At 68.3% G+C, this 26386-nt stretch carries 22 protein-coding genes and 3 pseudogenes; 13 read left to right on the top strand and 12 right to left on the bottom strand.

Annotated features, from left to right (window positions below; translation table 11 throughout):
- Positions 1 to 40 precede the first annotated feature (40 nt).
- Positions 41 to 826 (top strand): alpha/beta fold hydrolase, encoded by a 786-nt coding sequence (locus AC07DC_RS04865; RefSeq protein ID WP_478911855.1) that lies wholly within the window; start codon positions 41 to 43, stop codon positions 824 to 826.
- 297 nt (positions 827 to 1123) lie between these two features.
- Positions 1124 to 1597 carry a hypothetical protein gene (locus AC07DC_RS04860; RefSeq protein ID WP_478911854.1) on the top strand — a complete coding sequence of 158 codons (474 nt, stop codon included), beginning with the start codon at positions 1124 to 1126 and terminating at the stop codon, positions 1595 to 1597.
- Positions 1598 to 3370: 1773 nt separating this feature from the next.
- Here the strand turns inward: AC07DC_RS04860 and AC07DC_RS04855 are convergent.
- The 3 genes from AC07DC_RS04855 to AC07DC_RS04845 all read right to left on the bottom strand — a co-directional run bounded on the left by AC07DC_RS04855 (position 3371) and on the right by AC07DC_RS04845 (position 5726).
- Positions 3371 to 4012, bottom strand: a complete 642-nt coding sequence (locus AC07DC_RS04855; protein ID WP_478911853.1) for an LbetaH domain-containing protein — start codon at positions 4010 to 4012, stop codon at positions 3371 to 3373.
- Positions 4013 to 4645: 633 nt separating this feature from the next.
- A complete protein-coding gene (locus tag AC07DC_RS04850) occupies positions 4646 to 5248 on the bottom strand; it encodes a hypothetical protein (RefSeq protein ID WP_478911851.1) in 603 nt (200 codons plus the stop codon).
- Positions 5249 to 5342: 94 nt separating this feature from the next.
- Entirely contained in the window at positions 5343 to 5726 is a 384-nt protein-coding gene (locus AC07DC_RS04845; protein WP_478911849.1) for a DUF6928 family protein, read from the bottom strand.
- A gap of 339 nt (positions 5727 to 6065) precedes the next feature.
- Between AC07DC_RS04845 and AC07DC_RS04840 the strand changes: the two genes are divergently transcribed.
- Together AC07DC_RS04840 and AC07DC_RS04835 are read left to right on the top strand one after the other, a co-directional pair.
- Positions 6066 to 7607, top strand: a complete 1542-nt coding sequence (locus tag AC07DC_RS04840; protein WP_478911847.1) for an APC family permease — start codon at positions 6066 to 6068, stop codon at positions 7605 to 7607.
- A gap of 96 nt (positions 7608 to 7703) precedes the next feature.
- The gene (locus AC07DC_RS04835; protein ID WP_478911846.1) at positions 7704 to 9386 is read left to right on the top strand and encodes a flavin monoamine oxidase family protein; all 1683 of its coding nucleotides are present in this window, start codon (positions 7704 to 7706) and stop codon (positions 9384 to 9386) included.
- A gap of 122 nt (positions 9387 to 9508) precedes the next feature.
- Here AC07DC_RS04835 and AC07DC_RS04830 read toward each other — a convergent pair.
- From AC07DC_RS04830 to AC07DC_RS04820, 3 genes and pseudogenes are all read right to left on the bottom strand, one after another.
- Positions 9509 to 9670: pseudogene (locus tag AC07DC_RS04830) on the bottom strand (ArsR/SmtB family transcription factor); the annotation flags it as partial.
- A gap of 99 nt (positions 9671 to 9769) precedes the next feature.
- Positions 9770 to 10183, bottom strand: coding sequence for an arsenate reductase ArsC (locus AC07DC_RS04825; protein ID WP_478911844.1), 414 nt, complete (start codon positions 10181 to 10183; stop codon positions 9770 to 9772).
- A gap of 36 nt (positions 10184 to 10219) precedes the next feature.
- Complete coding sequence (locus AC07DC_RS04820; RefSeq protein WP_478911842.1) at positions 10220 to 10441, bottom strand: hypothetical protein; 222 nt, start codon at positions 10439 to 10441, stop codon at positions 10220 to 10222.
- A gap of 30 nt (positions 10442 to 10471) precedes the next feature.
- On the opposite strand from AC07DC_RS04820, the gene AC07DC_RS04815 reads away from it, so the two are divergent.
- The 3 genes and pseudogenes from AC07DC_RS04815 to AC07DC_RS04805 all read left to right on the top strand — a co-directional run.
- Entirely contained in the window at positions 10472 to 10786 is a 315-nt protein-coding gene (locus AC07DC_RS04815) for an ArsR/SmtB family transcription factor (protein ID WP_478911840.1), read from the top strand.
- Positions 10787 to 10839: 53 nt separating this feature from the next.
- Positions 10840 to 11649: an aquaporin gene (locus AC07DC_RS04810; RefSeq protein WP_478911838.1), complete on the top strand. Its 810-nt coding sequence runs from the start codon at positions 10840 to 10842 to the stop codon at positions 11647 to 11649.
- Positions 11650 to 11663: 14 nt separating this feature from the next.
- Positions 11664 to 11789 (top strand): annotated as a pseudogene (locus AC07DC_RS04805) (NAD(P)-binding protein); the annotation flags it as partial.
- 32 nt (positions 11790 to 11821) lie between these two features.
- On the opposite strand, the gene AC07DC_RS04800 reads toward AC07DC_RS04805, so the two are convergent.
- Positions 11822 to 12181: an ArsR/SmtB family transcription factor gene (locus AC07DC_RS04800; protein ID WP_478911836.1), complete on the bottom strand. Its 360-nt coding sequence runs from the start codon at positions 12179 to 12181 to the stop codon at positions 11822 to 11824.
- 248 nt (positions 12182 to 12429) lie between these two features.
- Between AC07DC_RS04800 and AC07DC_RS04795 the strand changes: the two genes are divergently transcribed.
- Both AC07DC_RS04795 and AC07DC_RS04790 read left to right on the top strand, forming a co-directional pair.
- Entirely contained in the window at positions 12430 to 13791 is a 1362-nt protein-coding gene (locus AC07DC_RS04795) for an NAD(P)-binding domain-containing protein (protein ID WP_478911834.1), read from the top strand.
- 56 nt (positions 13792 to 13847) lie between these two features.
- A complete protein-coding gene (locus AC07DC_RS04790) occupies positions 13848 to 14318 on the top strand; it encodes an ArsI/CadI family heavy metal resistance metalloenzyme (protein ID WP_478911832.1) in 471 nt (156 codons plus the stop codon).
- Positions 14319 to 14423: 105 nt separating this feature from the next.
- On the opposite strand, the pseudogene AC07DC_RS04785 reads toward AC07DC_RS04790, so the two are convergent.
- Together AC07DC_RS04785 and AC07DC_RS04780 are read right to left on the bottom strand one after the other, a co-directional pair.
- Positions 14424 to 14711, bottom strand: a pseudogene (locus AC07DC_RS04785) (fascin domain-containing protein); the annotation flags it as partial.
- A 304-nt stretch (positions 14712 to 15015) separates the two neighbouring features.
- Positions 15016 to 15537 (bottom strand): CU044_2847 family protein, encoded by a 522-nt coding sequence (locus AC07DC_RS04780; RefSeq protein WP_478911831.1) that lies wholly within the window; start codon positions 15535 to 15537, stop codon positions 15016 to 15018.
- Positions 15538 to 16032: 495 nt separating this feature from the next.
- Between AC07DC_RS04780 and AC07DC_RS04775 the strand changes: the two genes are divergently transcribed.
- The 3 genes from AC07DC_RS04775 (at position 16033) to AC07DC_RS04765 (ending at position 18698) form a co-directional block, all read left to right on the top strand.
- Positions 16033 to 17325: a molybdopterin-dependent oxidoreductase gene (locus tag AC07DC_RS04775; protein ID WP_478912612.1), complete on the top strand. Its 1293-nt coding sequence runs from the start codon at positions 16033 to 16035 to the stop codon at positions 17323 to 17325.
- Positions 17322 to 17810, top strand: a complete 489-nt coding sequence (locus AC07DC_RS04770; protein WP_478911829.1) for a hypothetical protein — start codon at positions 17322 to 17324, stop codon at positions 17808 to 17810. Before AC07DC_RS04775 ends, AC07DC_RS04770 begins: the two co-directional genes overlap by 4 nt.
- Positions 17811 to 17981: 171 nt before the next feature.
- Positions 17982 to 18698: a flavodoxin family protein gene (locus AC07DC_RS04765; RefSeq protein ID WP_478911827.1), complete on the top strand. Its 717-nt coding sequence runs from the start codon at positions 17982 to 17984 to the stop codon at positions 18696 to 18698.
- Positions 18699 to 19019: 321 nt separating this feature from the next.
- Here AC07DC_RS04765 and AC07DC_RS04760 read toward each other — a convergent pair whose 3' ends face one another.
- Positions 19020 to 20273, bottom strand: a complete 1254-nt coding sequence (locus tag AC07DC_RS04760) for an AI-2E family transporter (RefSeq protein WP_478911825.1) — start codon at positions 20271 to 20273, stop codon at positions 19020 to 19022.
- Between the two features lie 301 nt (positions 20274 to 20574).
- Here AC07DC_RS04760 and AC07DC_RS04755 point away from each other — a divergent pair, with 301 nt between their 5' ends.
- Positions 20575 to 22722 carry an MMPL family transporter gene (locus AC07DC_RS04755; RefSeq protein ID WP_478911823.1) on the top strand — a complete coding sequence of 716 codons (2148 nt, stop codon included), beginning with the start codon at positions 20575 to 20577 and terminating at the stop codon, positions 22720 to 22722.
- 385 nt (positions 22723 to 23107) lie between these two features.
- Here AC07DC_RS04755 and AC07DC_RS04750 read toward each other — a convergent pair whose 3' ends face one another.
- Positions 23108 to 23860, bottom strand: coding sequence for a hypothetical protein (locus AC07DC_RS04750; RefSeq protein ID WP_478911821.1), 753 nt, complete (start codon positions 23858 to 23860; stop codon positions 23108 to 23110).
- A gap of 456 nt (positions 23861 to 24316) precedes the next feature.
- Entirely contained in the window at positions 24317 to 25876 is a 1560-nt protein-coding gene (locus tag AC07DC_RS04745) for a flavin-containing monooxygenase (RefSeq protein WP_478911819.1), read from the bottom strand.
- Positions 25877 to 26386: the final 510 nt, after the last annotated feature.

The raw sequence follows: 26386 nt of genomic DNA, 5'->3' as shown, positions 1-26386 counted from the left end.
GATGCGCCGTTGATGGCGGCGGTGTGATCGAATCGGAGGTATGACGATCGAGCTGATCCCCGTCTCCGGTGGAAGCCACATCTGGGCCGAGAAGGCCGGGGACGGCCCTCCGCTGGTCCTGCTCCATGGATCGGTCCACGACAGTCGCCTGTGGAACGGCGTGTTCGCCGAGTTGGCGCGGCACCACACCGTGGTCCGGTATGACGCCAGGGGCCTGGGACGCTCGTCGCCCCCGACCGCGCCGTTCCGCTATGAAGACGACCTGCTGGCGGTCCTGGACCGATTCGGCCTCCAGGCCGCGGGTCTCGTCGGCTTGAGCATGGGAGGCGAGGTCGCACTCGACTTCGCCCTGGAACACCCCGAGCGGGTCCGGTCGCTGACGTTGATCGCGGCATCCGCCGGCGGGCACGAGTGGCCCCAGAACCTTGAGATGGACGCCTACGTCGCGGCGCATCGCGGTTCGGACGCCCGCCGCATCGCCGAGTTGGAGCTCGCGATCTGGGCGAGCCTGAGTGATCGGGCCCCGGGGTTCGACCTCGCCGAACCCATGGTGCGGGAGAACGCCGAAATCAGTGCCGCCGCCGAGAAGGGACACGTGCTCTCCCTCGACGAGGACGCCGTCGGCCGCTTGGACCGGATCACGGCACCGACGCTGGTGATCGTCGGCGATCACGACCACCCGGAGATCGGCGTCATCGCCGGAATCCTCACCGACGGCATCCCCGGCGCGCGGCTGGAGGTGATCGCAGACGCAGATCACTACCTGCCACTGCGGGCTCCCGGCCGGCTTCTCGAACTCCTCCTCGCCGAAGCCCTGTCTCAGTAGCTTGTTTTGGCATGGAACCGGCTCTGCGCGGTCTCCCGTTCCGGCCGGCACACGCCTTCCTCTGCCGCCGAGAAGACGGCCGGTCTCGTGTCGATCTGTGAGCTGTCCATCCCAGGCGCATGGTCGTGCCCGTCCTGTGCCCGACGGAGAACCGGCCAATCATGCCACTAGATCGCCGTTTTAGCAGGTCAAGGCCGGATCCTGCACTTCCTGCACTCTGATGAGCGGTGATTCCAAGCTGAGGCTCCGGCCGCCCAGCCGTGCCTGGGCCGTAGGGTCACCCCAAAGGGGGGACAGATGACGTCTCTAGCGATCACATGGACGTTGTTCAGCCGCGGCTGGATTTGCGTCAAGGTGGCCGACGATCACGGTGAGGCAGAGGCCGTCGCCTCTTACGTCACTGACGGTCCCGAGCAGTTCCTCTATGCCGTTATCAGGATCGTTCTTGGCGACGCAGACACACGTGCCGAGTTGTATGGAGAGCCACAGGTGTACCGGTGGTATTTCCACCGAGATGGATCTGTGGTGGATGTTCGCCTGGTCCTGACCGACGACGACCGGGCGCCGGACCGTTCCGGGACGGTTCTTTGGTCAGGCAGTTACACCGTCACGGCGCTCGCACGGTCAGCCGTCCGGGCCTTCGACCGGATTGATCACGAGCAAGGCGAAGCGTCCTATGAGTCCCAATGGGGCCGGCCGTTTCCCCGAACCGAACTTGAAGTCCTGCGAACCGCGATGCGGGCGCATCAGCGGGTCATATCGAGTCCTTGACGCCGCGCATCCCGCCTGTCCAGTCCGACGAGGAATTCGATCAAGAAGACCTCGGTTACCAGAACGAGAACCAACCCGAGCTGGACCTGTGACTGCCCTCGATGCGACGCGAACTCACCGTCGCAGGTCCTCTCCTGCGAAGAGCGACTCGCCGCCGCATCGCAGCCCAACGCGAGGGGCGCCACAGCTGACCGTGTTGACCCGCTTCATCCACTCGGGGCAGGGGTGAGCGTGCCCCCAGTTGCCGGAAAGTGCACGCCGCCCGCCCTTGACGTCACGGACTCACGCATGAGGTGATCTCCACGGAGATCAGCCATACCGAGGGGGACACGATCCGTTACTACGCCGCAGCGCAGCAGGATTCACCATCGCCGAGCCATCTGTTCCTCATAGCGGCAGGGTTCCTACTGGCGGGGTCCTACCTCATCTACAGGCACCGCCAGTGGAAAGGGGAACAACTTCCCATCGACCGACCAACACACAACGTGTCCGTCGCGCAGAAGGCCTACCTCGTGTGCGGATGGGTGTGCACCGTCTTTGGAACCATCTCTCTGATCACTGCGATAGGCGTGGCAGTAACCACCTGACCGGAAGCGCCACATGCGTGCCCGCCACGTGGCCGGTCGGGCGGGGACGTCGGGGACTCACGGGGAACGTCGGTCACGGCGCAGCTCAGCACCAGGTCAGGGACTTCCCAGGCCAGTCCGCATCCACGTCACGTCTTCCAAACTAGGGCCCGTGAGTCAGTATGATCAGCACATGACGCTGCAAGGGGCAGATGCCCCGTAGATCCCCGCACGAGCTTCGGACTGCACGGCCCGATATTCGAAGCCTGGGTTCGATCAGTACGCTGCTCATTGGCAGCTGTCCTGGGCCACCGGCGTGCACAGCGGTACACGCGTATCTCTTCGTCGATGGCCTCGACATGATCTCGCGTAGCGACAGCAGGGCGGTCGGCTTGCACCCGAGGCACCTTCTCCGGGCTGGCGGCCCCCTGTACCCGACGGCCGCTGCTCGAAGCGTGAGCCTGGCATCTCATGGGCAGTCCGGATCGGACCTGGACGAACTTCACATCCGCGTGCAGCTACGAGGCGAGACGGTTGTCTGGACCGACTTGATGTACCCGGGCCTCGAACACGAGGCCATCGTGGAAGTGCGCTTCCATCTGGGACAGTACGTGGGCGAAATAGAGCGTGCGTACTCCTCATGGAGATCCTTGCCGACTGAGTGAAGTCGATTGCGGTGGGACCACTTTGGGACCGCACGCCAGGCACGGCGCCGAACAACGCCAGTGCAGGTGAACAGGTGATCGTGCCGGCAAGCCATCCTGACCTGCGGAAACCCATGACTCGCCGTTGGGGGGGGTCAAGTTTGGCGACGGCGCCTCAAGGCACCCGTTCGTATGGAGGCGGGCGGAGCTGCATGCTGGGGGTACTTCACTGAGGTGAAACTGGGATGTTTCATGGACTCAAGTCGCTACCACGCAATGGGCACTCGGATAGGAGAGATGGACATGTCACGACGATGGAAGATCGCGATCATCGTGTTGACGGCGGGGATCGCTGCCTTGGTCTTGGTCTTGCTCTACGGGCCCTCCTGGTTCCTTGCCTGGGCGGACAACCCGGGCAAGTAGGGCGCGTGCATCGGTGCGCAGCAGTACGGCAGCGAAGTAGAGCAACTGTGGCGGCTGTAGGTGGCCATGAACAACCGTCAGCGTCTCATTGACCAGGCCGGAAGGCTTCAGCGAAGGCCTGTACTCGGTCCCCACTCAACTCAAGAGTTCGGGGCAAGGGGGTGGTAGGCCCGCTGTCGTTCTACGAGAGCCGAGCCGAAATCACCAGCCCCGTTGATGACTTCTCCGGCGCCGAGCCGAATGTTTTGGGCGCGGCCGAACCCTTTGAGGACGGCCCCGCGTCGGTCGGGGTCGGGATGAGCGTGCGTTGCGCCATCGGCCAGGGATACCGACCGGGCCGAGATTGGACCGAGGATCTGGCAGCCCCTGCCGACCCGGCTGCGACCGAGAAGCTCAGCACCGTTCATGATCCGGACACCGTCACCGATCGAGACCTCGGAGTCTGCGGTCGTTGACTTGATCTGGGCACCGCCTTCTCCGATCACGGACCTGTCTCCGATCGTGATGCTTCCGCCCGCACTCGCAGCGATGCGCGTCCCGCCGTGGAAAACGTTGTCGCCACCGATGACGCAGTGACTTTCGTCGTCGCATTCGATGACCACACCCGGATAGAAGAGATTGCCAGGGCCCAACGTGACCTGCTTGGACAGGATCACCGAAAACGGGTCGAGTACGACAGTGCCGCTGTCGGCGAGCTCCAGCAGTTCGGCCGGTGTCAGGAAGCCCAACGCACCTCTCATCCGGTCGAATTCATCCCATAGCGACGCCATTCTCGTGATCACCCGACCAATGATTGGTCCCTCTTGGCGCCGTGTCCAGTCATCGAGATTGACGCGCCCCGATCGACCTACTGAGAGCGGGCCGCGACCTCACTCGTGTGCCTGGAAGGTCCCGAGGGTCCGCGGACAGCTGTGCGTGGGGCCAAAGCACTCGTTCTCATTACGCTCTCGAGATCGTTATCTGGGGCCAGCGAAGGCGTTCCTCTGAGGGGGTCAAGAGACTTGTTCAGATCCGGGGTGGACGTACGGCAAGATGGGGGTGTTTCTTCCATAGCCGTGCAGATCGCCGGCGAGGCCCAGGCCTCAAGTGGCAGCTTCGGCAAGCCCATCGAGCGATTGTGAGGACTCGGCGGGCCGGCTGGGTGCGTTCGCGCTCACGGACCGGTTCGGCTCGAAGGGGGCAGGATGTCTGCATACGGCCGCGCGGGAAGCGAGTGGGATTTGCTGAGGATCTCTTCGAAGGTGACCGTGCCAGTCCCGTGCCGCATAGGGCGTTAAGCGACGGTCAACAGGAGGGCTGACACCACGTCGCAAGGCTTGACGTCAGCTCCTCTTTTGGGTGGTCGCGGCGGCAAGTTCCTCTGGATCAGCGGTGATTCCCGAGCTCAGAGCGCGACCCGCCGTCGTTTCTTGGGGTTAGAGGAGATCACGCCAGAATGGAACCGTTGCTCTTGGGTCCCAGCTCTCGTCAACGGCGCCCCGTGCCTCGTCGAATTCTCGGTAGATGTAATCGACGAGGTCTAGCCCGTAGTAGATGATGTCGGTCTGCCACATCGAGAGCACAGGATGTCCGGAGCTTCCCCGGCCGGCGGGGAGGTATCGATGGGCATACACCGGCACGAGCACCGGAACATCAGCAAGTTGTCCCCGTGCGGTGGCCAGGGCGGCAGCGTCGTGGATCGGACGCTCACCCCATGCGTCGTACCAGAACCCGTTGTGCTCAACACTGAGGAGAACGCCCTCGACCGGCCAGTCGAACTGTTGTCGCAGACTGTCCAGGTCGCCCCCACGCCACTCGGGCCAGGGTCTGGACCATGTCTGTCCCTCCTCGGGAGGCACATTGACTGGCAGGCCAGCCGCAAGGAAAGCACGGTGATCGTCCGCGAACTCGAACCCGTACTCCCGCTCGATGCGCGCGAACTCGGCGTCTGTCAGCCCCGGCTCGAACTCAAAAAGACCTGTCTGCGCCAAGCGCAGTGCGGCCTGCGCGCCCAGGACTGCCCCCTCATTGCTGATCACTGTCGCACGCTAGCGCCGACCCGGGCCCGCTGTCGCCGGAGTTACGCACGGGCTCCCCTCGGTTTCCATCTCATTCAGCTCCGTTCGCGGCCGTTCAGAGGAGGCCGAGGCCGATCGGCCGACCGCCTATGAACCCAGGTGGGGAGCACCGAATCAGGTGCGGCGTCAATGGTGTCCGCGTCGACGTCGTCGGCTCGGGACGGCCTTCCTGGATGAATCCGCACAGCGCACGCAGTGCGTCCTCGCCGAGTTCCAGAGGGTGGAAGGGCGGTGCGTACGGCTCCTCTTCCTTTCCCGGCCAGGGAATGACCTCCGCGGGACGGTCCCCGGCGCGGTAGGGCCGCTCGAAGGCGAGCGGCTCGCCGATGTTCTCGACGATCCCGCTGCCCGGCGACAGGCTCAGGGATCGGATGGGGGAATCGCGGTAGAGGCGCCGCTGGATCCTGGTCACGGCCAGCAGCCGTTCAGTGCAGGCCATCCGGCCACCGTCTCGGGGGCGCCAATCGGTTGCTCGACGGCTCCCCTCACGCTCAGCACATCCACATCTTCTTGATGGTGTCGTTGTCGCCGGGGGAGGCGGGGAAGGTGACCGGAGCGAGCAGCCGGGGTGTCGGCTCGTCCGGTTCCTGTGTCCGAGGCCGTAACAGACTGACACGGCGGTAACCAAAAGGTTCACAGCCTGCCGGTTATGGCCTGCGTAGCCCCACCTCCAAGCTGACACCTGCGCCTTACGTGTTCGACGTGGCCACGGGAATCTCTGCTCCGCATCTGCGCACCCTCCCGGCCACGTCATCATCTCCCGTTCAGGAGGTCGGCAATGACTCAGGTTTCCACCAGCGACAGCGGACAGGCGGTCGCGGGTCCCGCTTCCCCCGAACAACCGGCCGGCGCCGGTCAGGTGCAGCGGCTCAAGGCCAACTCGGTGGGCTTGGTCGGCGTGTTGTTCATGGCTCTGGCCACCGCGGCTCCGGTCACGGCGATGGCCGGCAACCTGCCGATCGTCATCGGTTCCGGCAACGGAGCAGGCGCCCCGGCCGGCTTCATCTTCGTGACTGCCGTACTCGTTCTGTTCGCTGTCGGCTATGTGGCGATGGCCCGTCACATCACTGCCGCCGGTGCCTTCTACGGCTATATATCGCACGGGCTGGGACGGATCGCGGGCATGGCCTCCGGCCTGGTCGCCGTGCTGGCCTATGTGGTCTTCGAGGCATCCCTGGTCGGTATCTTCGCCTCGTTCGCCGAGACCGCGGTCAAAGCCCAACTCGACGTCGATCTGCCGTGGATCGTCTATGCCGCGCTGATGGTCGTCGTCACAGCGGTCCTGTCCTACTTCGACCTGGACATCGCGGCCAAGGTGCTCGCCTTCTTCCTCGTCTGCGAGGTGCTGATCCTCTCCGTCCTCGCCTTCTCCATCCTCTTCCACGGAGGAGGCCCCGACGGCCTGGTGGTCTCCTCGGTCAACCCGGCCAGAGCCTTCGCCGGACCGTCCGCCGGCCTCGGGCTGTTCTTCTGCTTCTGGTCGTGGGTCGGCTTCGAGTCCACCGCGATGTACGGGGAGGAGTCCCGCAACCCCAAGCGGATCATTCCCAAGGCCACCCTGCTCGCTGTGGTCGGCCTCGGAGTGCTCTACACCTTTGTCTCCTGGATGGTGATCGCGGGCAGCGGCCCCGACGCGGCGATCAAGCAGGCGGGCTCCTTCGATGTCTTCTCCGCACCGCTCGAGCAGTACCTCGGGCACTGGTCGGTGAGCTTGTTCCAGTGGCTGGCCTGCAGCAGCGCCTTCGCCTGCGGGCTTGCCTTCCACCAGTGCGCGTCGCGCTACCTGTACGCGATCGGCCGCGAGGGCTTCATCCATCCCGCGCTCGGCCGTACTCATGCCAAGCACGGCTCGCCGCACATCGCATCCTTCGTGCAGACGGGCATCGCGGCGGCGATCATCGGGGGGTTCTGGGCCGCGGGCAAGGACCCGTACGTCCACCTCTACACACTGATGGCCATTCTGGGCACCCTCGCGCTGCTGATCGTCCAGTCGCTGTGCTCGTTCTCGGTGATCGCCTACTTCCGCAAGCACCACCCTGAGTCCCGCCACTGGTTCCGCACCCTGCTCGCGCCCGCCCTCGGCGGCCTGGGCATGCTCGCAGCGGTGTACCTGCTCGTCGCGAACCTGGACACCGCGGCCGGCGACGCCTCCAAGACACTGGTCTTCAAGCTCATCCCCTGGATCGTGGCCGTCGTCTTCGCCACCGGCCTCGGCATCGGCCTGTACATGAAGAACCGACGTCCCGAGCGCTACGAGATCATGGGCCGGATCATTCTTGAGGACGCCCAGGAACGCGCCCAGGAACGCACCGCCCCCTGACCGCCGACGACGGTCCCGCCACCTCGCAGCGGACCGCCCCCGCGATCCCCCCGCACGTGCTGACCATCTCCGAGAATGGCGAAGGGAACACCTCCCATGGCACGCACCGCTCCGATGAAGGCCCTGCAGAAGCTCGTCGAGGAACATGCCACAGCACGCCGCCTGCAGCTGCCCGTGGACGCGTTGCGCGGTCTGCGCGCCGAGGCGGCGTCCGACCCGCACTCGGTTGGTCGCCGGGAACTGCTGCGCTGGGCCGGCGCGGCCGGCGTGACAGTCGCCGCCGCCGGCTCCGGCGTGCTCGCGACTGCCGACCGTGCCCACGCCGAGACGACGGCCGTCGCCACGAAGCCGTCCTACCGCGCTGCCCGGGTCGCAGTGATCGGCGCGGGCATCTCCGGGCTCACCGCCGCCCTCACCCTTGCCGACGCCGGCGTGCCGTGCACGGTCTACGAGGCCAACCTGACCCGGGTCGGCGGCAGGATGTACTCCGAACACAGTTACTGGGCGAACGGCCAGACCTCCGAGTACGGGGGCGAGCTGATCGACACCGGCCACAAGAAGATCCTTGAACTCTGCCGCCGGTTCGGCCTCGACACCGTCGACTTCGCCGGCTCCGGACCCAACGGAGCCGACGACGTTCTGTGGTTCGACAATGCCTACTACTCACGCTCGCAGGCCGACGACGACTTCAAAGCCGTCTACCAGGCACTGCACACCGACCTCACTTCAGCCGGCGAGGTCACCTGGAACCGGACCACGGCCGCCGGCACCGCGTTGGACAACCTGTCGCTGTACGACTGGATCGAGACCCGGGTACCGGGCGGCCATTCCTCCCCGCTCGGGCAGTTCATCGACGTCGCGTACAACGTGGAGTACGGCGCCGACACCCAGAACCAGTCCTCGCTCGCCCTGGTCCTGCTCATGGGCTACCAGCCCAACCCCGGAAGCTTCAACATGTGGGGGCTGTCCAACGAGCGCTACCACATCGCCGGCGGCAACGACCAACTCCCGAAAGCCATCACAGCGGCACTACCGCCCGGCACCGTGCAGATGGGCTGGAAACTACTCGCGGTACGGGCCAACACCGATGGCACCCAGACACTCACCTTCGACAACAACGACACCACCAGAACCCTCACCGCGGACCAGACCGTCCTCACCGTCCCGCTGCCGATCCTGCAGCAGCTGGACACCAGCCGGGCGAACTTCGATCCGCTCATGGTCAACCTGCTGCGGGACGCCAGAATGGGCTACTGCACCAAACTCAACATGCAGTTCACCACCCGCACCTGGGACGGCGCCGGGCCCTGGCCAGGAGTTGCCGAAGGCAGCTGCTTCACCGACCTTCCCTTCCAGCAGATCTGGGACACCACCCAAGGCCAGCCGGGCAGCAGCGGCATCCTCATCCAGTACGGCGGCGGCTCCCTGGCCCACGCGCTCAACCCGCCGACACCCTTCGCCTCCGACACCACCAGCTACGTCAAGAACCTGGCAACCTCCGTCCTCACCGATGTCGACAAGATCTTTCCCGGTACCAAGGCCCGCTGGAACGGAAAAGCACTGCTGTCCGCCTGGCACAAGAACCCGTACGCGCTCGGCGCGTACTCCTGCTGGCCGGTCGGCTACCTCCACCGCTACGCCGGCTACGAAGGCACCCGGCAGGGGAACATCCACATCGGTGGTGAACACTGCTCCTACGACTTCCAGGGCTACATGAACGGCGGCGCTGTGGAAGGCGAGCGGGCGGCTGATGAGGTTCTGGGGGACCTCATCACCTGATCCCGGCGCACTACTCCTCGGAGTGGTTGTGCTCGGCGGTATCAGCCGGCCGGCGACGATCCGTCAATGCCGCCGGATGGACCGCTCCCGTACCGAAGCGTGCGATGACGACCCGCTGCGGCTCAAGCTCGGTCGGTGGCGCCGAGCAACTGCGACATGGCGGTCAGGGTCGGGGGGTCGACCCGGTAGTAGACCCACGTTCCCCGTCGTTCGGAGGTGAGGAGCCCCGCCTCGCGGAGCTTCTTGGGGTGATGGCTGACGGTCGGCCGGGAGACGCCGACGTCCTGACGGGGGCGGCGCAGGCGGTGCAGAGGGCGGCGGTGTACCCGGCGGGGCCAGATCCCATGACGATGACCTCGCGGATGCCGGCGCTCATGCGGGACTCAGGCCTGCTGCGCCGCGTCGATCTCGGCGATCAGATCCTCAATGCGGGTCTTGATCTCGTCCCGGATGGGGCGGACGGACTCGACGCCCTGACCGGCCGGGTCCTCGAGCTTCCAGTCCAGGTACCGCTTGCCGGGGAAGACCGGGCAGACGTCGCCGCAGCCCATGGTGATGCACACGTCGGAAGCCTGGACCGCGTCCACGGTCAGGACTTTGGGGGTCTCGGCCGCGATGTCGATGCCGACTTCCTTCATCGCCTCGACGACGGCCGGGTTCACGGTGTCGGCCGGAGCGGACCCGGCGGAGCGGACCTCGATGCGGTCTCCGGCCAGGTGAGTCAGCCACGCGGCGGCCATCTGGGAGCGGCCGGCGTTGTGAACACAGACGAACAGGACGGACGGCTTCTCAGACACGGTCTTCTCGTTCTTTCTGTCGGCGAACAGCGAGGGTCAGGCGGTGGCGAGGAGCTCGGCGAGCAGGGCTGTGGTGCGTACGTCGAGGTCGTCGCGGATCCCGTAGCCCTCCTCCCATGTCGCGCCGGCAGGGTCGGGGACCGGCGGGCAGGCGGGTGTCCGGAACGACGCGAGGTGCGGGAGCGGGCACGGGCCCTCCAACGCAAAGGGCAGGGCGGACCGGGGCTTCGGGGCCGCGAACCGAGCAGGCGCTGGCATCAGCGCCCACTGATGTGACAGTATCAGCACATGATGACGTCAGTCGACACTGACCTGATGCGGGTTCTCGCGGACCCGCTCAGGCTGCAGATCGTGACCCTCCTCGCCCACGAGACCCTGTGCACCACGCATCTGGTGGAGGAGACGGGCGCCAGACAGACCAACCTCTCCAACCACCTCAAGGTGCTGCGCGACGCGGGCGTCGTCGAGACCGAACCTTGCGGCCGGTTCACGTATTACAAGGTGCGGCCGGACGTCATCGAAGCCCTGGCCGGTTCCTTTGCCGAGCTCGCCGCCACGGCTCGCGCCACTGCCGAGGGCAACCTCAAGCGTTCCTGCCCTTGATCCCTGCCCCTGATCTCCATTCCTGTTCCTGCTTCCTGTTCCGAGGAGTCCTGTTGAGCGCCACCGAGGCCGGCGTCGTGACCGCGGCGGAATCGTCGCCGATAGCCGGCGCCGGCCCCCAGTCCGCCCCGGGCGCCGCTCCGCCCCGCATTCCTCTGGCACACCGGGCAGCAGCCGAACTGGTCGGCACCGCCGCCCTCGTGGCCGTGGTCGTCGGCTCCGGCATCCAGGCCACCCAGCTCAGCAAGGACGTGGGCCTGCAGCTGCTGGCCAACTCCACCGCCACCGTCTTCGGCCTCGGCATTTTGATCCTGCTGCTCGGCCCGGTCTCCGGCGCCCACTTCAACCCCGCCGTGACCCTCGCCGAGTGGTGGAACGCACGGCGCGGTGGCGCAGGTGTGACCGGCCGCGAGGTCGCCGTGTACCTCCCCGCGCAGGTGGCCGGGGCGATCGGCGGCGCGATCCTGGCGGACGCGATGTTCGGCGAACCGCTCGTGAAGTGGTCCACGCACGACCGCTCGACCGGGCACCTGCTGCTGGGTGAGGTCGTGGCCACCGCCGGACTCATCCTGCTGATCTTCGGTCTGGCCCGCACCGACCGACTGCGCTTCGCGCCCGTCGCGGTCGCCTCCTATATCGGCGCCGCCTACTGGTTCACCTCTTCGACGTCGTTCGCCAATCCGGCGGTGACGATCGGCCGCGCGTTCACCGACACCTTCGCCGGGATCGCCCCGGGTTCGGTGGCCGGCTTTGTCGGCGCCCAGCTCGCCGGCGCCGTCGTGGGCCTGGCCCTGGTCGCGCTCGTCTTCGGCCGGACCGGTTCCGCCGCTGCGGCAGCCACCAGCGCAGCGGGAGCTGAATGACCGACGCCACGTAGGTGGTGGTGATCGGCGGTGGCCAAGCGGAGCTCGCCGCCGGTTACCACCTGCGCCGCCTGGGCGTCGACTTCGTCATCCTCGACGCCCAGGCGACCCCGGGCGGCGCCTGGCGGCACGCCTGGGACGGGTCACGTCCACACGTCGGCCATGTGAAGTGTCAGTGGCTGGGCGCCAGTGCCCCGGACAAGGCGACCAGCACGGAGGGCGCGACGCGGTAGTAGACCCAGGTCCCGCGCCGCTCGGAGGTGAGCAGGCCCGCCTCGCGGAGCTTCTTCAGGTGATGGCTGACCGTGGGTTGCGAGACCCCCACGTCGGAGATGTCGCAGACGCAGGCTTCCCCGCCCTCGTGCGAAGCGATGAGGGAGAACAGTCGCAGTCGGACCGGGTCGCCGAGCGCCTTGAACATCGCGGCGGTCCGTACCGCCTCGTCCGCGGTCAGCGCCTGCTGTGTCAGCGGCGGGCAGCACGGCGCAACCGGCTGCAGAACCGGCAACTCAACAACCTCTAGATTCGACATGTGTCTATGTTGACACTCGTCGAAGCCAGTGGCAAGCTTCACTACATCGACAGACGTCGAAACAGGGAGGGTGCGATGCCGTCGCAGCGGACCCGCTTCCGATCCACTCGTTCCTTCAGCGCCGTGCGACGCACCGCTGGGGTCCCGTTCTGTGACGACTGCTCGCAGGTGTGCGACAGAGCCTGTGGCGCTGATTCCCTCCGCGACCGCATCCGCAGCTCGCTGCTGCCCAGAAAGGCCCAGCCATCATGAGTACGACCACCGCACTTCCCGTAGTCGTCATCGGAGCCGGTCCCGTCGGGCTGGCCGCCGCTGCCCAGCTCCTGGAGCGCGGGCTGGAACCGCTGGTGCTGGAGGCCGGGACCGGCGCGGGCAGTGCGGTGCGCGAGTGGGGGCACGTGCGACTGTTCTCCACCTGGAGCGAAGTCGTCGACCCTTCGGCCGAGAAGCTGCTCGCACCCACCGGCTGGGTCCACCCTGACGGCACTACCTACCCCTCCGGCGCCGACTGGGCCGAGAAGTACCTGCAGCCGCTGGCCGACGCTCTCGGGGAGAGGGTCCGGTACGACGCCCGGGTGACCGGAGTATCCAGGGCTGGACGAGACCGCGTCGTGGACGCGGAACGTGACGAGCAGCCCTTCACCGTGTACATCGCGGGAGCCGACGGGGCGGAGGAGCGGATCACCGCCCGTGCCGTCATTGACGCCTCCGGTACCTGGTCGACTCCCAGCCCGCTGGGCGGTGACGGCCTGCCGGCGCTCGGCGAGCGGGCTGCCGCCGACCGCATCGCCTACCGGGTCCCCGACCTCGCCGACCCGGAGGTACGCACCCGATATGCCGGTAAGCGCACCGCCGTGATCGGCTCCGGTGCCTCCGCCTTCACTGCCCTGGCCTACCTGGTGGACCTCGCCGAGCAGGCTCCAGGCACTCACGCGGTGTGGATTCTGCGGCGCGGCCTCAGCGGCAGCACCTTCGGCGGCGGCGAAGCCGATCAGCTCCCCGCCCGCGGCGCCCTCGGCCTGCGGGCGAAGGTTGCCGTCGAGGCCGGCCACGCGGGCGCCGTCACCGGATTCCGTACGGCCGCGGTGGTGCGTGACGGCGAGGAGCGACTCGTGCTGATCGGGGAGGACGGCACCCGGCTGGAGCCGGTCGACGAGATCATCGGCCTGACCGGTCTGCGCCCGGACCTGTCGTTCGTCGACGAACTACGCCTCGGCCTGGACGAGCGCCTGCAGGCGCCCGTCGGGCTGGCGCCGCTGATCGACCCCAACGTCCACTCGTGCGGCACCGTCTACCCGCACGGCGTCAAGGAGCTCTCCCACCCCGAGGCCGGGGTCTACCTGGTCGGCATGAAGTCCTATGGCCGGGCGCCGACGTTCCTGGCGATGACCGGCTACGAGCAGGTCCGCTCCATCGCCGCGTCCCTCGCCGGCGACCACGAGGCCGCCGAACGCATCGAGTTGACGCTGCCCGAGACCGGAGTGTGCGGCGGAGCGGGCCTCTTCGACGAAGCCGAGGCCCCCACCGACGGCGGAGGCTGCTGCTCGGCCCCGGCCACCCTGCAGATCGGCACCGGCGCCCAGGTGGCCGTAGCGTCCGGCGGCTGCTGACCCATCTGACCCATCTGACCCAACACCCACCACACCCACCTTTCAGGAGGCTCGTCATGTCCCGTGTACAGCTCGCCCTCCGTGTCCCCGATCTGCAGGCGTCCATCGCCTTCTACACCAAGCTCTTCGGTGCCGAACCGGCCAAGCTCCGCGACGGCTACGCCAACTTCGCCATCGCCGAGCCCCCGCTCAAGCTCGTCCTGATCGAGGGCAAGGACGGCGAGGAAACCCGCATGGACCACCTCGGCGTCGAAGTCGACACCACCGAAGCCGTCCACGCCGCCACCAGCCGCCTCAGCGACGCGGGCCTGGCCACCGACGTCGAGGACGACACCACCTGTTGCTACGCGCTGCAGGACAAGGTCTGGGTCCACGGCCCCGGACAGGAGCCCTGGGAGGTCTATGTGGTCAAAGCCGACGCCGACACTCTGACCAGGTCGGAGGGCAGCAGCTGCTGCGCAACACCGACCGCCACAGAGGCCGACGCGCCGGAACCCGTCGCGGCCTCCGCCACCAGCTGCTGCTGACCTCGCGGTGACCGACGTTCACACCAGCGGGGATGCGACCGGCACCAGGATCCGGTCGCATCCCTGCACCGCGCTGCCCGCCCGGACGATCACGCGGCTCGGCACTCACACGGTGGCTTGGTCGAACTGCTCCCAGGGGCCGACGGAGGTGCGGTTCGCGATGAGCGGGTCGGCGCCGGAGTTCTCGGCGGTCACATAGTCGTTGTTGGCCTTGGAGCGCAGGGAGATCGTCCTGAGTGCGGGTGCGGGCGCGGTGCTGATGACCAGCCAGGTCGGGCGGATGGCCGTGAGCGCCATCTGGCCCTTGAGCATGCGGCCGCCGTCGCCGGTCAGGCGCAGGTAGTAGTCGGAGGAGCAGGCGGTGCCGTCCTCGTCCAGGGCGGCGAAACCGGAGTCGGTCCGCTCTCCAAGCTGCTGCCGAGGCCAGGCCGGGCCGGGCCATGATGCCCGCCAGGCCGGTCCAAGGTGATTCGCCGATTTCTGTAATGCCGACCCCAACCGGGAACCCTCCTCGAACCATGACCGAGAATTCGACAGTGGGGATGCCGGACCGCAGTCGCCTCGGTCGCCGACCGCGGTGGTGCGTGCCGCGCAGCAGGGCGACCACAGGGCGCTGGACGTACTGGTGGCCGACTACCTGCCCAGACCGCGCAGCGGTGCGGGGCCGTGCTGTCGCGCAGACCCAGCCGCGGCGAGGTCACTCCTGCTGCCCCGTTCCGGCGGGCGCGGGTCCGGCAGCGGGATCGGGGGCGGAGGCGGGCGTGCGTTCGGGAGCGGTGGCGGGCGTGGGTTCGGCAGCGGGATCGGGAGCGGCGGGGGCGAGCGCGGCCCGTTCCCTGCGCGCCGCGAGGTCCCAGGAGAGCGTGACGGTCAGTCCGGCCTCGCTGCCCGCCTCGGCGATGATCCCGAACAGCTGCCCGGACTTCACGGCGAGCTTGAGGCCGAATTCCACCTCGAAGTGGTCGGGAGACCCGGCCGCGCCCTGGTTGATGCTCTCGGCCGCCCACCGGCCGACGCCCTGCACGGTGCTGCGCACCTGGTCCAGCGTCAGAGCCACGGCGGAGCCCAGCTGTGCGGCCCGGCGGCCGTCGCCGAAGCGGACATCGCCGTACCCGCCGGCCGCCCCCGGTTCCGCGGGCTGTTGGAAAGGCAGATCCCCGATGACCTCCGCCGTGACGGTGGAACCGTCCCCCAGATCGATCGTCACTGTCTCGGTCACCGGAATTTCCCTCCCCGCAGCCACCTCCGACTGATCAGCAGAATAGTTCCGGGAGGGCCCCTCAGGGGCGGGTTCCGCACAGGCGCGGCCTCTGGACGGGTTTCCGGCCGCGAAGTCCGATCCGGTGTGTGCCATCAGCGGCGTATTCCAACTCCCGGGAAGGAACCGCACCCCAACTCCTCACACGCCTGCTCTCCGGCACCCCGATGTCCACCCGAGGTACCGGCGCGGCGCTCCTGCGACGGCTTGAGGCGAACAAGATGATGGTGTAGCGCGGCCCCGCCTTCCTCCACTTTCCTCCGCGCGCGCACGCGAAGGAGTGCCGCACTGAACGCCCACGACCAGGACCACGACCATGACGAGCACGAGCACGAGCACGAGGACGAGCCCCGCAGCCCCACGCCCGGCCCCCACCAGTCGCCCGCACCCGGCCACAAGCCCGGCCCCGCACCCGGCCACAAGCCCAGCCCCGAGCCCGAGCGCCGGGCCTCCCCACTGCGTACGGCGCTCGCCGCAGGGCCGCCTCCCGGGCCCGCGCGACCGGAGTTCTGGCGCAGCCCGCTGCGGGGCCCCTGGCTCACCTCCGTGTTCGGCCTGGTCCTGCTGGTCGGGATGACGGTGATGTTCGTGACCGGTCTGCTGTCCTACGCCGCGTACAACCCGGACCTGGCCGCGGTCAACGACCAGACCCCGGACAAGGGTTGGCTCGGCTTCTACCTTTTCTCCTGGCCGACCAGCCCCACCTGGCTCTACCGCCTGAACCAGGGAGTCCACGTCACCCTCGGCATCGCGTTGATCCCGGTCCTGCTCGCCAAGCTCTGGTCGGTCATCCCCAAGCTCTTCGCCTGGCCGCCGGTCCGCTCGCCCGCCCACGCGATCGAACGACTGTCCCTGTTGCTCCTGGTCGGCGGGGCGCTGTTCGAGGTCATCACCGGTGTCCTCAACATCCAGCTGCACTACATCTTCCCCGGCTCCTTCTACACCCTGCATTTCTACGGCGCCTGGGTCTTCATCGGCGCCTTCGTCGTCCACGTGGTCTTCCGCATCCCCGTCATGGTCCGCGCCCTGCGCAGCCGACGCCTGGGCACCGAACTGCGCACCGACACCGCCGGCACCGTCCCCGAGCCACTCGACGACACCGGTCTGGTCTCTCCGAGGCCCGCCCCCGCGACGGTCTCCCGCCGCGGAGCTCTCGCCACGGTCGGTGCCGGCTCCCTCGCCCTGTTCGCGGTGACGGCCGGTCAGAGCATCGGCGGATGGTGGCGCACGACCGCGCTGCTCGCCCCGCACGGGCAGGATCCCGGCACGGGCCCGAACGGCTTCCAGATCAACAAGACCGCGGCCGGCGTCGGCATCCGCCCCGCCGACATCGGCCCCGACTGGCGGCTGACGATCCGCGGCCCCGGCCGCGAGGCCGTCCTCACCCTGGACCGGCTCAGGCAGCTCCCCCAGACCTCGGCGGCCCTGCCCATCGCCTGCGTCGAGGGCTGGTCCACCCCCGATCAGCAGTGGACCGGCGTGCGGCTGACCGACCTGGCCGCGCTCGTCGGCCTGGTCGACAGCCCGCCGGACGTCTTCGTCGAATCCGTTCAGCGCGGCGGGTCGTTCAGTTCCACCGTCCTGCGCGACAACCAGGTCCGCGACTCCCGCTCCCTGCTGGCCCTACGCGTCAACGGCGCCGACCTCTCACCCGACCATGGCTACCCCGCGCGGATCATCGTCCCCGCCAACCCCGGTGTCCACAACACCAAATGGGTCACCCGCCTCACCTTCGGAGCCACCGGATGAAGCGCCTCGGTGGCTTCCGCGTGCGCTACGGAGCATCGCCCCTGCACCTGCTCCTTCTCCTGTGCTCGCTCGCCCTGACCCTGTACGCCGGGATCCGTCTCCTCAAAGGCGATCCGCTCGGCGTCGCGATCTGGTTCGTCGGAGCGGCGCTGCTCCACGACCTGGTCCTGCTGCCGCTCTACACCCTCACCGACCGGGCCGCCCAGGCCCTGACGGGCAGCCGCCGGGGCGCCACCGGCGGGGCGCACCGGGTGCCGACGGTCAATTACCTCCGCGTGCCCGCCTTCCTCTCCCTGCTCCTCCTGGTCGTCTGGTATCCGCTGATCCTGCGCCGCGTCCCGGGCTACCACTCCGGCACCGGCCTGGACCCCGACCGCTTCCTCGGGCACTGGCTGCTGCTGACCGCCGCGTTCTTCGCGCTCTCCGCGGTCTGCCTCCTGGCTGCGATGGCCCGCCGGCGTGGAGCCGGCAAGGCTGCGACGTGACTCGACGAAGAGGAGCGCGCGGCGTGGTCGCGACGTCGGGGCGCCCGCTCCCGGCTCTCGTCAGGAGTGGTCTGCCTCTCATGCGTCCGGCCCAGCCCCGCCAGCGCCGCGGGGATTCACCTGATGAAGTGGACGAGAACCCACGCCCGTCCGACGACGGAAGGCACACCCATGCCGGACGCAGAGACCTCGTACACCGACCTGCGCGCCCTGGTCATCAACTGCACGCTCAAACGTTCACCCGAGCGCAGCCACACCCAGGGACTGATCGACGTCAGCCGCGGCATCATGGAGCGCCAGGGTGTCGCGGTCGACGTCGTCCGCGCCGTCGACCACGACATCGCGACCGGTGTCTGGCCGGACATGACCGAACACGGCTGGGAGAGCGACGAGTGGCCGGTCCTGTACAGCCAGGTGATGGCCGCCGACATCCTTGTGCTGGCCGGGCCGATCTGGCTGGGTGACAACTCCTCCGTGACGAAGCGGGTCATCGAGCGGCTGTACGCCTGCTCGTCGATCCTCAACGACGCCGGACAGTACGCCTACTACGGCCGGGTCGGCGGCTGCCTGATCACCGGTAACGAGGACGGGGTCAAGCACTGCGCAATGAACGTGCTCTACAGCCTGCAACACCTGGGCTACACGATCCCGCCGCAGGCCGACGCCGGGTGGATCGGCGCCGCCGGCCCCGGACCGTCCTACCTGGACGAGGGGTCCGGCGGACCGGAGAACGAGTTCACCAACCGCAACACCACCTTCATGACCTGGAACCTCCTCCACCTCGCCCGCATCCTCAAGGACGCCGGCGGCATCCCCGCCCACGGAAACCAGCGCTCCGAGTGGGACGCGGGCTGCCGCTTCGACTTCGAGAACCCCGAGCACCGCTGAGCGGCAAGCTCACCGGCGAACTCACCAACCACTGACCGCCCGACACCGCCTGTTCCGACCCGGCGGTGTCAAGAACCGTGAAGGGCGGGGTTTGCCGGCGCGTACGTTCTCGCGCCTCGTACTCGCCCCTGCGCGTGCCTAGGCTTGAAGGAGCGAGTGAGTCGTCGGGGGCCGACGGGGCCGACCGTGAGGGCAGACGAGGACCCGACGTATCCATCGACTGCACCGGCGACTGGACCCAGACCGTCCAGGACGCCCTCGGCGGTTCTGGGCGCGACGATATTGACCGTTATGTGGAGCTGGGCCATGTTCACAGGGGTCCTAGGATCCTCTCCCACCGTCGGGGGCCCGGTTCTGCGGTGGACCCGGTTCGCCCGTTCGGCGCAGCGCCTGATGGACCGACCAGAGGACGGACACCAGCGGAACGGCCACCACCGCGCCCACTACTCCTGCCGCGATGGCGCCGCCGATGACCGTGAACGCGACCACCACCGGATGCAGCCGGACGGCCCAGCTCATCACCATCGGGTGCAGCAGATGGCCCTCGATCTGCCCGATGATCACGATGAGGGCGACGACCATGGCCGCGATCAACGGGCCTTTGGCCGCCAGGGCCACCACGGCGGCGACGGCGAGGGCGATGGGTGAGCCGACCAGCGGGATGAACGCGGCGAAGAACTCCAGCAGAGCCAGCGGGACCGCGAGCGGCACGCCGAGAGCGAAGAGGGCTACGCCGACCAGGATCGCGTTGGTCGCGGCCACCAGCACGATGCCGTGGGTGTAGCCGGTGAAGGTCCGCCAGGCCGCGCCGCCCGCGACCGACACCCGTTCCCGCGCCGCCGGCGGAAGCTGAGCGCAGAACCAGCCCCACTGACGGTCACCGGAGTGGATGAAGAAGACCGAGGAGAACAAGGCCAGGACGAACACGGTCAGGACTTCGACCAGCCGGCTCGCGCCACTGACCGCCGTACTGATGAGGGTGGACCGGTGGCTGGACAGGAACTGCCCGATGCGGGACTGGATGTCGGTGAGTGTCCCCGGGTTGAGCCGGAACGGCGGCTGCTGGAGCCAGCGCTCGATCCTGCCGACGCCTGCCCGGAACTCCCGCACGAGCCCGGCGCTCTCTCCCGCCACTGCCCCGCCGACCAGGGCCAGTACGCCGAGGGCGAGGACGATGCTTCCGAGCAGGGTGAAGGCGACGGCGAGCGGTCGTGGCAGGACACGCGCCACGATGTCGGCCACCGGCCGGAGCATCGCGGTGATGACCAGGCCGAGGAAGGCAGCCACGGCGATCTCGTGGAACCGCCCCAGCACGGAGAAGACCGCGTACACGAGGACGCCCACCACAAGAATCCGCCAGGCGTACGCGGCAGCCGTCCGCAGGGCGGGGAACACTCGCGGCTCGCCACCGGGCCGGGGGCGGGACACCGGGCGCCTACCGCCCGGGTTCCGGGCCGGAGGAGGGGTGATGCCGCGCAGCGCTTGGCGCGATGCCTTACGGATCCGGTGCCGGCGCCCGGCGGAGGGCGCGACGGGGTCCGGATTGCCGGACTGCGGATGCGATGGCCTGGACATCCACCAGTTCGTACCACCGGGGCCCTTCCCGCAACGCCACCGGCGCGATGTTCGCCCGAAGGCACGCGGACTGTGTGGCGTAGACCGCCGGGGACGCGTCACGGGAACGGACATTCGACGGCCCCGAGCCGACGGCCCCGAGCCGACGGCTCCGAGCTGACGGCTGCGCCGTGGGCATCGGCGTCGTCTGCCGGCCTGCAAGCTCTGCCGAGTGGTTCAAAGTGTGCAAATCTGTCTGATATCAGAGGAAAGGGACCGAGGATTGGGCTCGGGCATCCTACGGCGCGCGGGAGGACCGGGCATGCGACGGTGGGCCGAGTTCGTTCTGCGGCATCGCAGGGCGGTGGTGGGGTTCTGGGGTCTCGTGCTGGTTGCCGGCGTGCTGCTGGCGGGCCGGACGACGGATCGGCTGACGATCGACTTCTCACTGCCGGGCCAGCCCGGCACCGTGACGGCGCACAAGATCAAGCAGGTCTTCGGTAGCGGCGGTGACACGAGTCCGTATCTGGTCTCGGTCACGCTTCCGGCAGGGCAGTCGATCACCGGTCACGAGGCCGATGTCAGCCGGGTGTTCACCGCGGTGGGCGACGCGGTCCCGAACGTGCGAGTGATCGACGAGGCGAACACCGGGGACAAGGCCTTCCGGACGAAGGACGACCGGACGGCCTATGCGCTGGTGTTCTACCGGTTCAACCCGTCGCCGAGTCAGAAACTGCTGACCGATCCGATCCAGTCGGCGGCGGAGAAGGCCATGCCCTCCGGCGCCACGGTCGGGGTGACGGGCCAGGACACCCTGGCCTCCGGGGGCGATGACAGCGGCGGGCCGGGGGTGCTCGGGGAGACGCTCCTCGGTGCCGTCGGCGCCCTCGCCGTGCTCGCCTTCGTGTTCGCCTCGTTCCTCGCCCTGCTGCCGTTGCTGGTGGCCGCGGTGTCGATCCTCGCGACCTTCGTGATGCTGCTGCCGCTCACCTACGCCACCGATGTGTCGTTCATCGTGCAGTTCCTGGTCGCCCTCATCGGCCTGGGTGTCGCGATCGACTACTCGCTGCTGTTCGTCACCCGCTGGCGCGAGGAGCGCGACCGCGGCCGGGACAATCACGACGCGGTCGTGGTCGCGATGGAACGGGCCGGCCATGCGGTGGTGTTCAGCGGCGTGACCGTGGCGATCGGCCTGATCGCCCTCGTCGTCCTGCCGGTCCCGTTCATGCGCAGTATGGGGTACGGCGGGGCGCTCATCCCGTTGGCCAGCGTGATGACGACGCTCACCCTGACACCGGCGATCCTGGGCGGCATCGGGCCGCGGGTCGACTGGCCCAAGATCCGCCACGAGAACCGGGCGAGCCGCACTTGGAGTCGATGGACCGCCGCCGTGGTGCGGCGCCGCTGGATCGCGGCCGGCGGCGCGTTGGCCGCGCTCGCGGTCCTGATCGGCGTCTTCTTCGGCATCAAGATCGGCCTTGCCTCGTCGGAGTCGCTGGCCAAGAGTGGCCCGGGCTACGAGACCCTGACCACGCTGAAGCGTGGTGGTGTACCGACGGGTGCGCTGACCCCGATGGAGGTACTGGTCCGCACCGATCAGGCCAAACCGGTCGCAGCCGAGTTGGCCAGGATCGACGGCGTGAGTAGTGCGTTCACGCCCTCCGGGCCGGTGGGCAACCGGGACGGGCAGAGCATCGTCGTGGTCATCCCGGACAACGAGACGGTGAACTCGAAGAGCGTCGGCGTGGTCAAGCGGGTCAAGAGCGCCACGGCGAACTTTCCCGGGGTCAGCGGTGTCGCCGGCATCGGGGCGGCGCAGATCGACTTCATGCACGCCGTCTACGGCAACTTCCCGATGATGCTCGCGATCATCACGGTGCTGACCTACGTGCTGCTGGCCCGCGCCTTCCGCTCCCTGCTGCTGCCGCTCAAGGCGGTGCTGCTCAACCTGATGTCCCTCGGGGCGACGCTCGGGCTGATGGTGATCTTCTGGCAGAACGGCCACGGCTCCAACGCGATCTTCGGAATCGCGGCCACCGGGGCCATCACGTTCTGGATCCCTCTCATGGTCTTCGCCTTTCTGTTCGGACTGTCGATGGACTACGAGGTGTTCATCCTGTCCCGCATCCGCGAGGAGTACGACGCGGGGCAGTCGACCGATGCATCCGTCATCGAGGGCGTCGGCCGTACGGGCCGGCTCGTCACCAGCGCCGCGCTGATCCTCTTCCTCGCCTTCGCCGCGCTCGCCTCCGGCCCCGGCACCGACCTCAAAACCCTGGCGACCGGACTCGGCCTGGGCATCCTGCTCGACGCAACCATCGTGCGGATGCTGCTCGTTCCGTCCCTTGTCTCCCTGTTCGGCTCGTGGAACTGGCACCTGCCCGCATGGGCAGCCCGCCCACTGCGCGTACAGCCGTCCTACCCGCACCCTGAGCAGCCTCAGCCCGAGTCGAAACCACCCATGGGCTGACTCCGAGGTTGGGGGTTCGGGTAAGACGGGTGCGCGAACCGTACGGTGATTGCCAGACCCCGCTCATGGCAGGCGGCCTGCTGCTCCACAAACGCGACGCATAGTCACCACAGCAGAGCGGCGACAACCAGCGCCTGCGCCGGGCAGCCGGCCTCCATCCGTCCGGTCGATTCACGTCTCATCCGACAAGCACATGGCCCTGATCGGGGGATGCTCTCTCACTCGATTTGGGGGCTCGGCGACGCCGGGCGTACCACCGGCGTTCCCCGTTGCGTTGCAGTGTCATGAACAGCACCCCCACAACGAAGGTGTCTCCCTTGGACCATGGCGCGCGTCCTCGGGCATACGCCGACACAGGTGTTCCGCACGGGATGCACCCGCCGATCTACACCGCTCTCGTCGTCGAATGGTGGGCTGAAGGGCGCATGCTGCCGGGTCTGCCGGATACGCAGTGGGCCGCGCTCGCAACCCCGCCCGGGAGCGGACGGCAGGCGACCGTGAACTCCGGGACGGGCTCGGGGTCGTGGGAACGCGTGGCCCCATCGTGGCCTGGCACCGATCGGGCAGACTGAGCACTCCTACCCGATATGTGCGGGTCATCCCGGTCGTCCGTCGGTACCGGGCCGCTTGCCGGCCACGGACCACGATGGCTGCGGCGGCCCAGGACGGTGGCCTGCTGCGAGACGGAGTTGATCAGGGAGGCGAGTGTCCCGCTCGCCCGCAGGAGCGCCAACTCCACGGCGGCAGGCGCATACAAGGTGCCACTGCCGTCCGGCGGGACAAGCCACCGCAGGGGCCCGGCGGCCCGCCGTGGCGCCGGGGCGGCGATCCATGCTCCGTGACCGGCGTAGCGGATGCCGGATCCGACCCAGCGGCCGGCGGGGTCGGGAGGCATGAAGAACCCCACCCGGTGGGCGGCGAAATCGGCCAGCGTGGGCCCGGGCTCCTGCTGCGGGGTGCGCAGCAGGAAGTCGACGGCGAGCAGGCCGAGCTCCTCGGGGACGCTCAGCACGTCCCAGAACCGACCGCAGGCCAGAACCGCTGTTCCTTCCTCGCGGTGCCATTGGCGCTTGCACTGCCTCGGGTCGGACGCGGCGGCGGCGAGCCATTCCACTGCTTGCCTGGCGTCGGTTCTCATGGCGCACGCTCTCCTTCGCGGGGGACGGCGTACGGCCGGCCCGGGTGTGGGCAGGCCGCAAAGTTGTGCGAAATTCCGACGGTCTGTCCGGATTCGCCAGGCACATGCTTGTAGGTATTTCTCACTGGCGGAAGAGGTGGCGCACCGTGGCGTTTTTATGGCGCGACATTCCGCCGGAGCATCGGCGTACCCCGGCTGCGGCCGAGGTTCAACCAGAGGCGCCCACCATGAAGAGATGGCTCGTGTGCATCTGCGCAGCGAAGGTCCGCAGTGCATGGCTCAGGTGGAGTTTTGCGACACAAGACCCGCTCGCACCCCTCATCAACAGCGCGAAGCAACTTGACTACGGTGCCGGCCGGTTCAACAACCCCGCCGATCAGGACGGTTAGCCAGGATGCAGGGGCGCCAGATACGGCCTCAGCGCTCGGCGGCAACATGACGACTTCGGGCGCCGCGTCATGGCCGCTCGCCCTTCTCGGGCACCGTACGGTCGTTGTGCTGCGGCCTCGCCTGTACGGGCAGGAGGGCGGGTCCGGCCGGTGTGTACCAGGTGTAGGAACCGGGGTCGAAGCGGCTCAGTCGGCGGGTGAGTCGCCCGGTGGACCACGGCCAGGCGAAGGTGTTCCGCCCGCTGGGGCTGAAGTAGTAGCTGGTGCAGCCGCCGGAGTTGTACACCGTGGTCCGCAATGCCTCCTGCACCGCGGTGTTGTGCGCGGCCTGTGCGGTCGGCAGGACGTCCAGGGCCAGGTGGCCGCCCCGGTCGAGGTGAGCCAGGGCGGCGGTGAGGTAGGTCAGTTGGGCTTCGAGGACAGTGATCGCGGAGGTGGAGCCGCCGAGCAGATTGGGCCCCAGAAGCAGGAAGAGATTGGGGAAACCGCTGACGGTGGTGCCCAGATGCGCCTGCGGTTCGCCGTCCCAAGTCTCGTGCAGAGTCCGGCCGTTGGTGCCGTACAGGCTCCGGGCCAGCGGCAGTTCACCGATGCGGAAGCCCGTCGCCGTGATGAGGACATCGGCCTGGGTCACGGTGCCGTCGGCGCCGACGACTTCGTCCCCGCGTACGGCCGTCACGGCGGTGGGGTGCAGACGAACATGCGGCTGGGCCAGGGCGCGGTAGAAGGTGCTGGACGTCAGAAGACGCTTGCAGCCCAGTCGGTACTCCGGCGTGAGCGTCCGGCGCAGCCGCCGGTCACGGACCGCGAGCCGCAGGTGCGCACGGGCACCCACCTCGATGAGGCGGGCGAGCTGCGGGTGCCGGAAGGCATAGCCGAAGCCTTCCTGCAATGCGTACTGCCCGGCGCGCAAAAGGGTGCGGACACCGGGTAAGCGGTCCAGGAACCGGTTGAACAGCGCGGGGACCGGAAGGTCGGGCTTGGGCAGCACCCACTGGGCGGTCCGCTGGAAGAGGTGCACGGCTGCCGCCCGGCCCGCGATCGCCGGGACGACCTGGACAGCGGAGGCGCCACTCCCGACCACGGCAACGCGTCGCCCGGTCAGGTCGACGCTGTGGTCCCACCGGGCGGTATGGAGCACGGGCCCCGGGAAGTCCTCGATCCCGGGAACGTCGAGGTGCTGCGGGACGTGCCACGGTCCGGTGGCCAGGACCAGTACCGCGGCGCTGTAGGGCCCGTCGCTGGTCTCCAGCAACCAGCGCCCGGCCGCCGGGTCCCACCGGGCTTCCAGCACGTGCACTCCGCAGCGCAGCACGTCGCCGAGCCCGTAGCGCTCGGCCGTCGTGCGCAGATAGGAGTGGATCTCCCGCTGCCCGGCGAAAACCCTGCTCCAGGCGGTGTCCGGGGTGAACGAGTAGCTGTAGAGCGTCGAGGGCACATCACAGGCGCAGCCCGGATAGGTGTTCTCCCGCCATGTGCCACCGAGTTGCGGCGCCTTCTCCAGAACGAGCACATCGCGGAACCCGGCCTGGCGCAGCCGGATGGCGGCGCCGATACCGGAGAATCCCGCTCCGACGACCACGACGCGCACGTCCTTGCCGGGCCGCGTGGCCTGCGCCGGGATCACAGCGATGGTCCGGTCAGGCCGGCGGCCGCGCGCCGACGGGGTGTGCGCAGTCCCCGTGAGGCCGTTCGGCAGGCGGATTCGGGCGAGAGCCTGATCTTGAACCGCGGATACCCAGTACGTTCCACCGTCGACATGGGCCGCATGATCTCGAACCGCTCACGCGGGCAGAGCGCGCACGGCTGATGCCGGAAAGGTGAAGAAACCTCACGAGCTGGGGTTCTGCTCATCTCCAGCCGCCGACAACATCACTCGAACGGAGTACTGGGCAGCGCGCTCCGGCGTGATTCCGGTGTATTCCGTGGAGGCGCAGGCCGACGCTGCGCCGGCGCTGCTCTCGAGTGCCATCCGGAGTGACAGCAAGCCCGGATGAGGGCGGCCTCCCCCCACGCTCGACGTGCGGGTGGACAGTCGCCCGCCTAGCGTTTTGGGCGAACGGAAGTAACCACGCAGCCCGGCGTGCCACCGGTTCAGACGGGCTTCGGCCATGTGGGGGTCGGCACGAGCTGTGCC

This window comes from Streptomyces sp. NPDC045021 (assembly GCF_056432645.1).
This window is presented reverse-complemented; position numbering and strand designations above follow the sequence as displayed.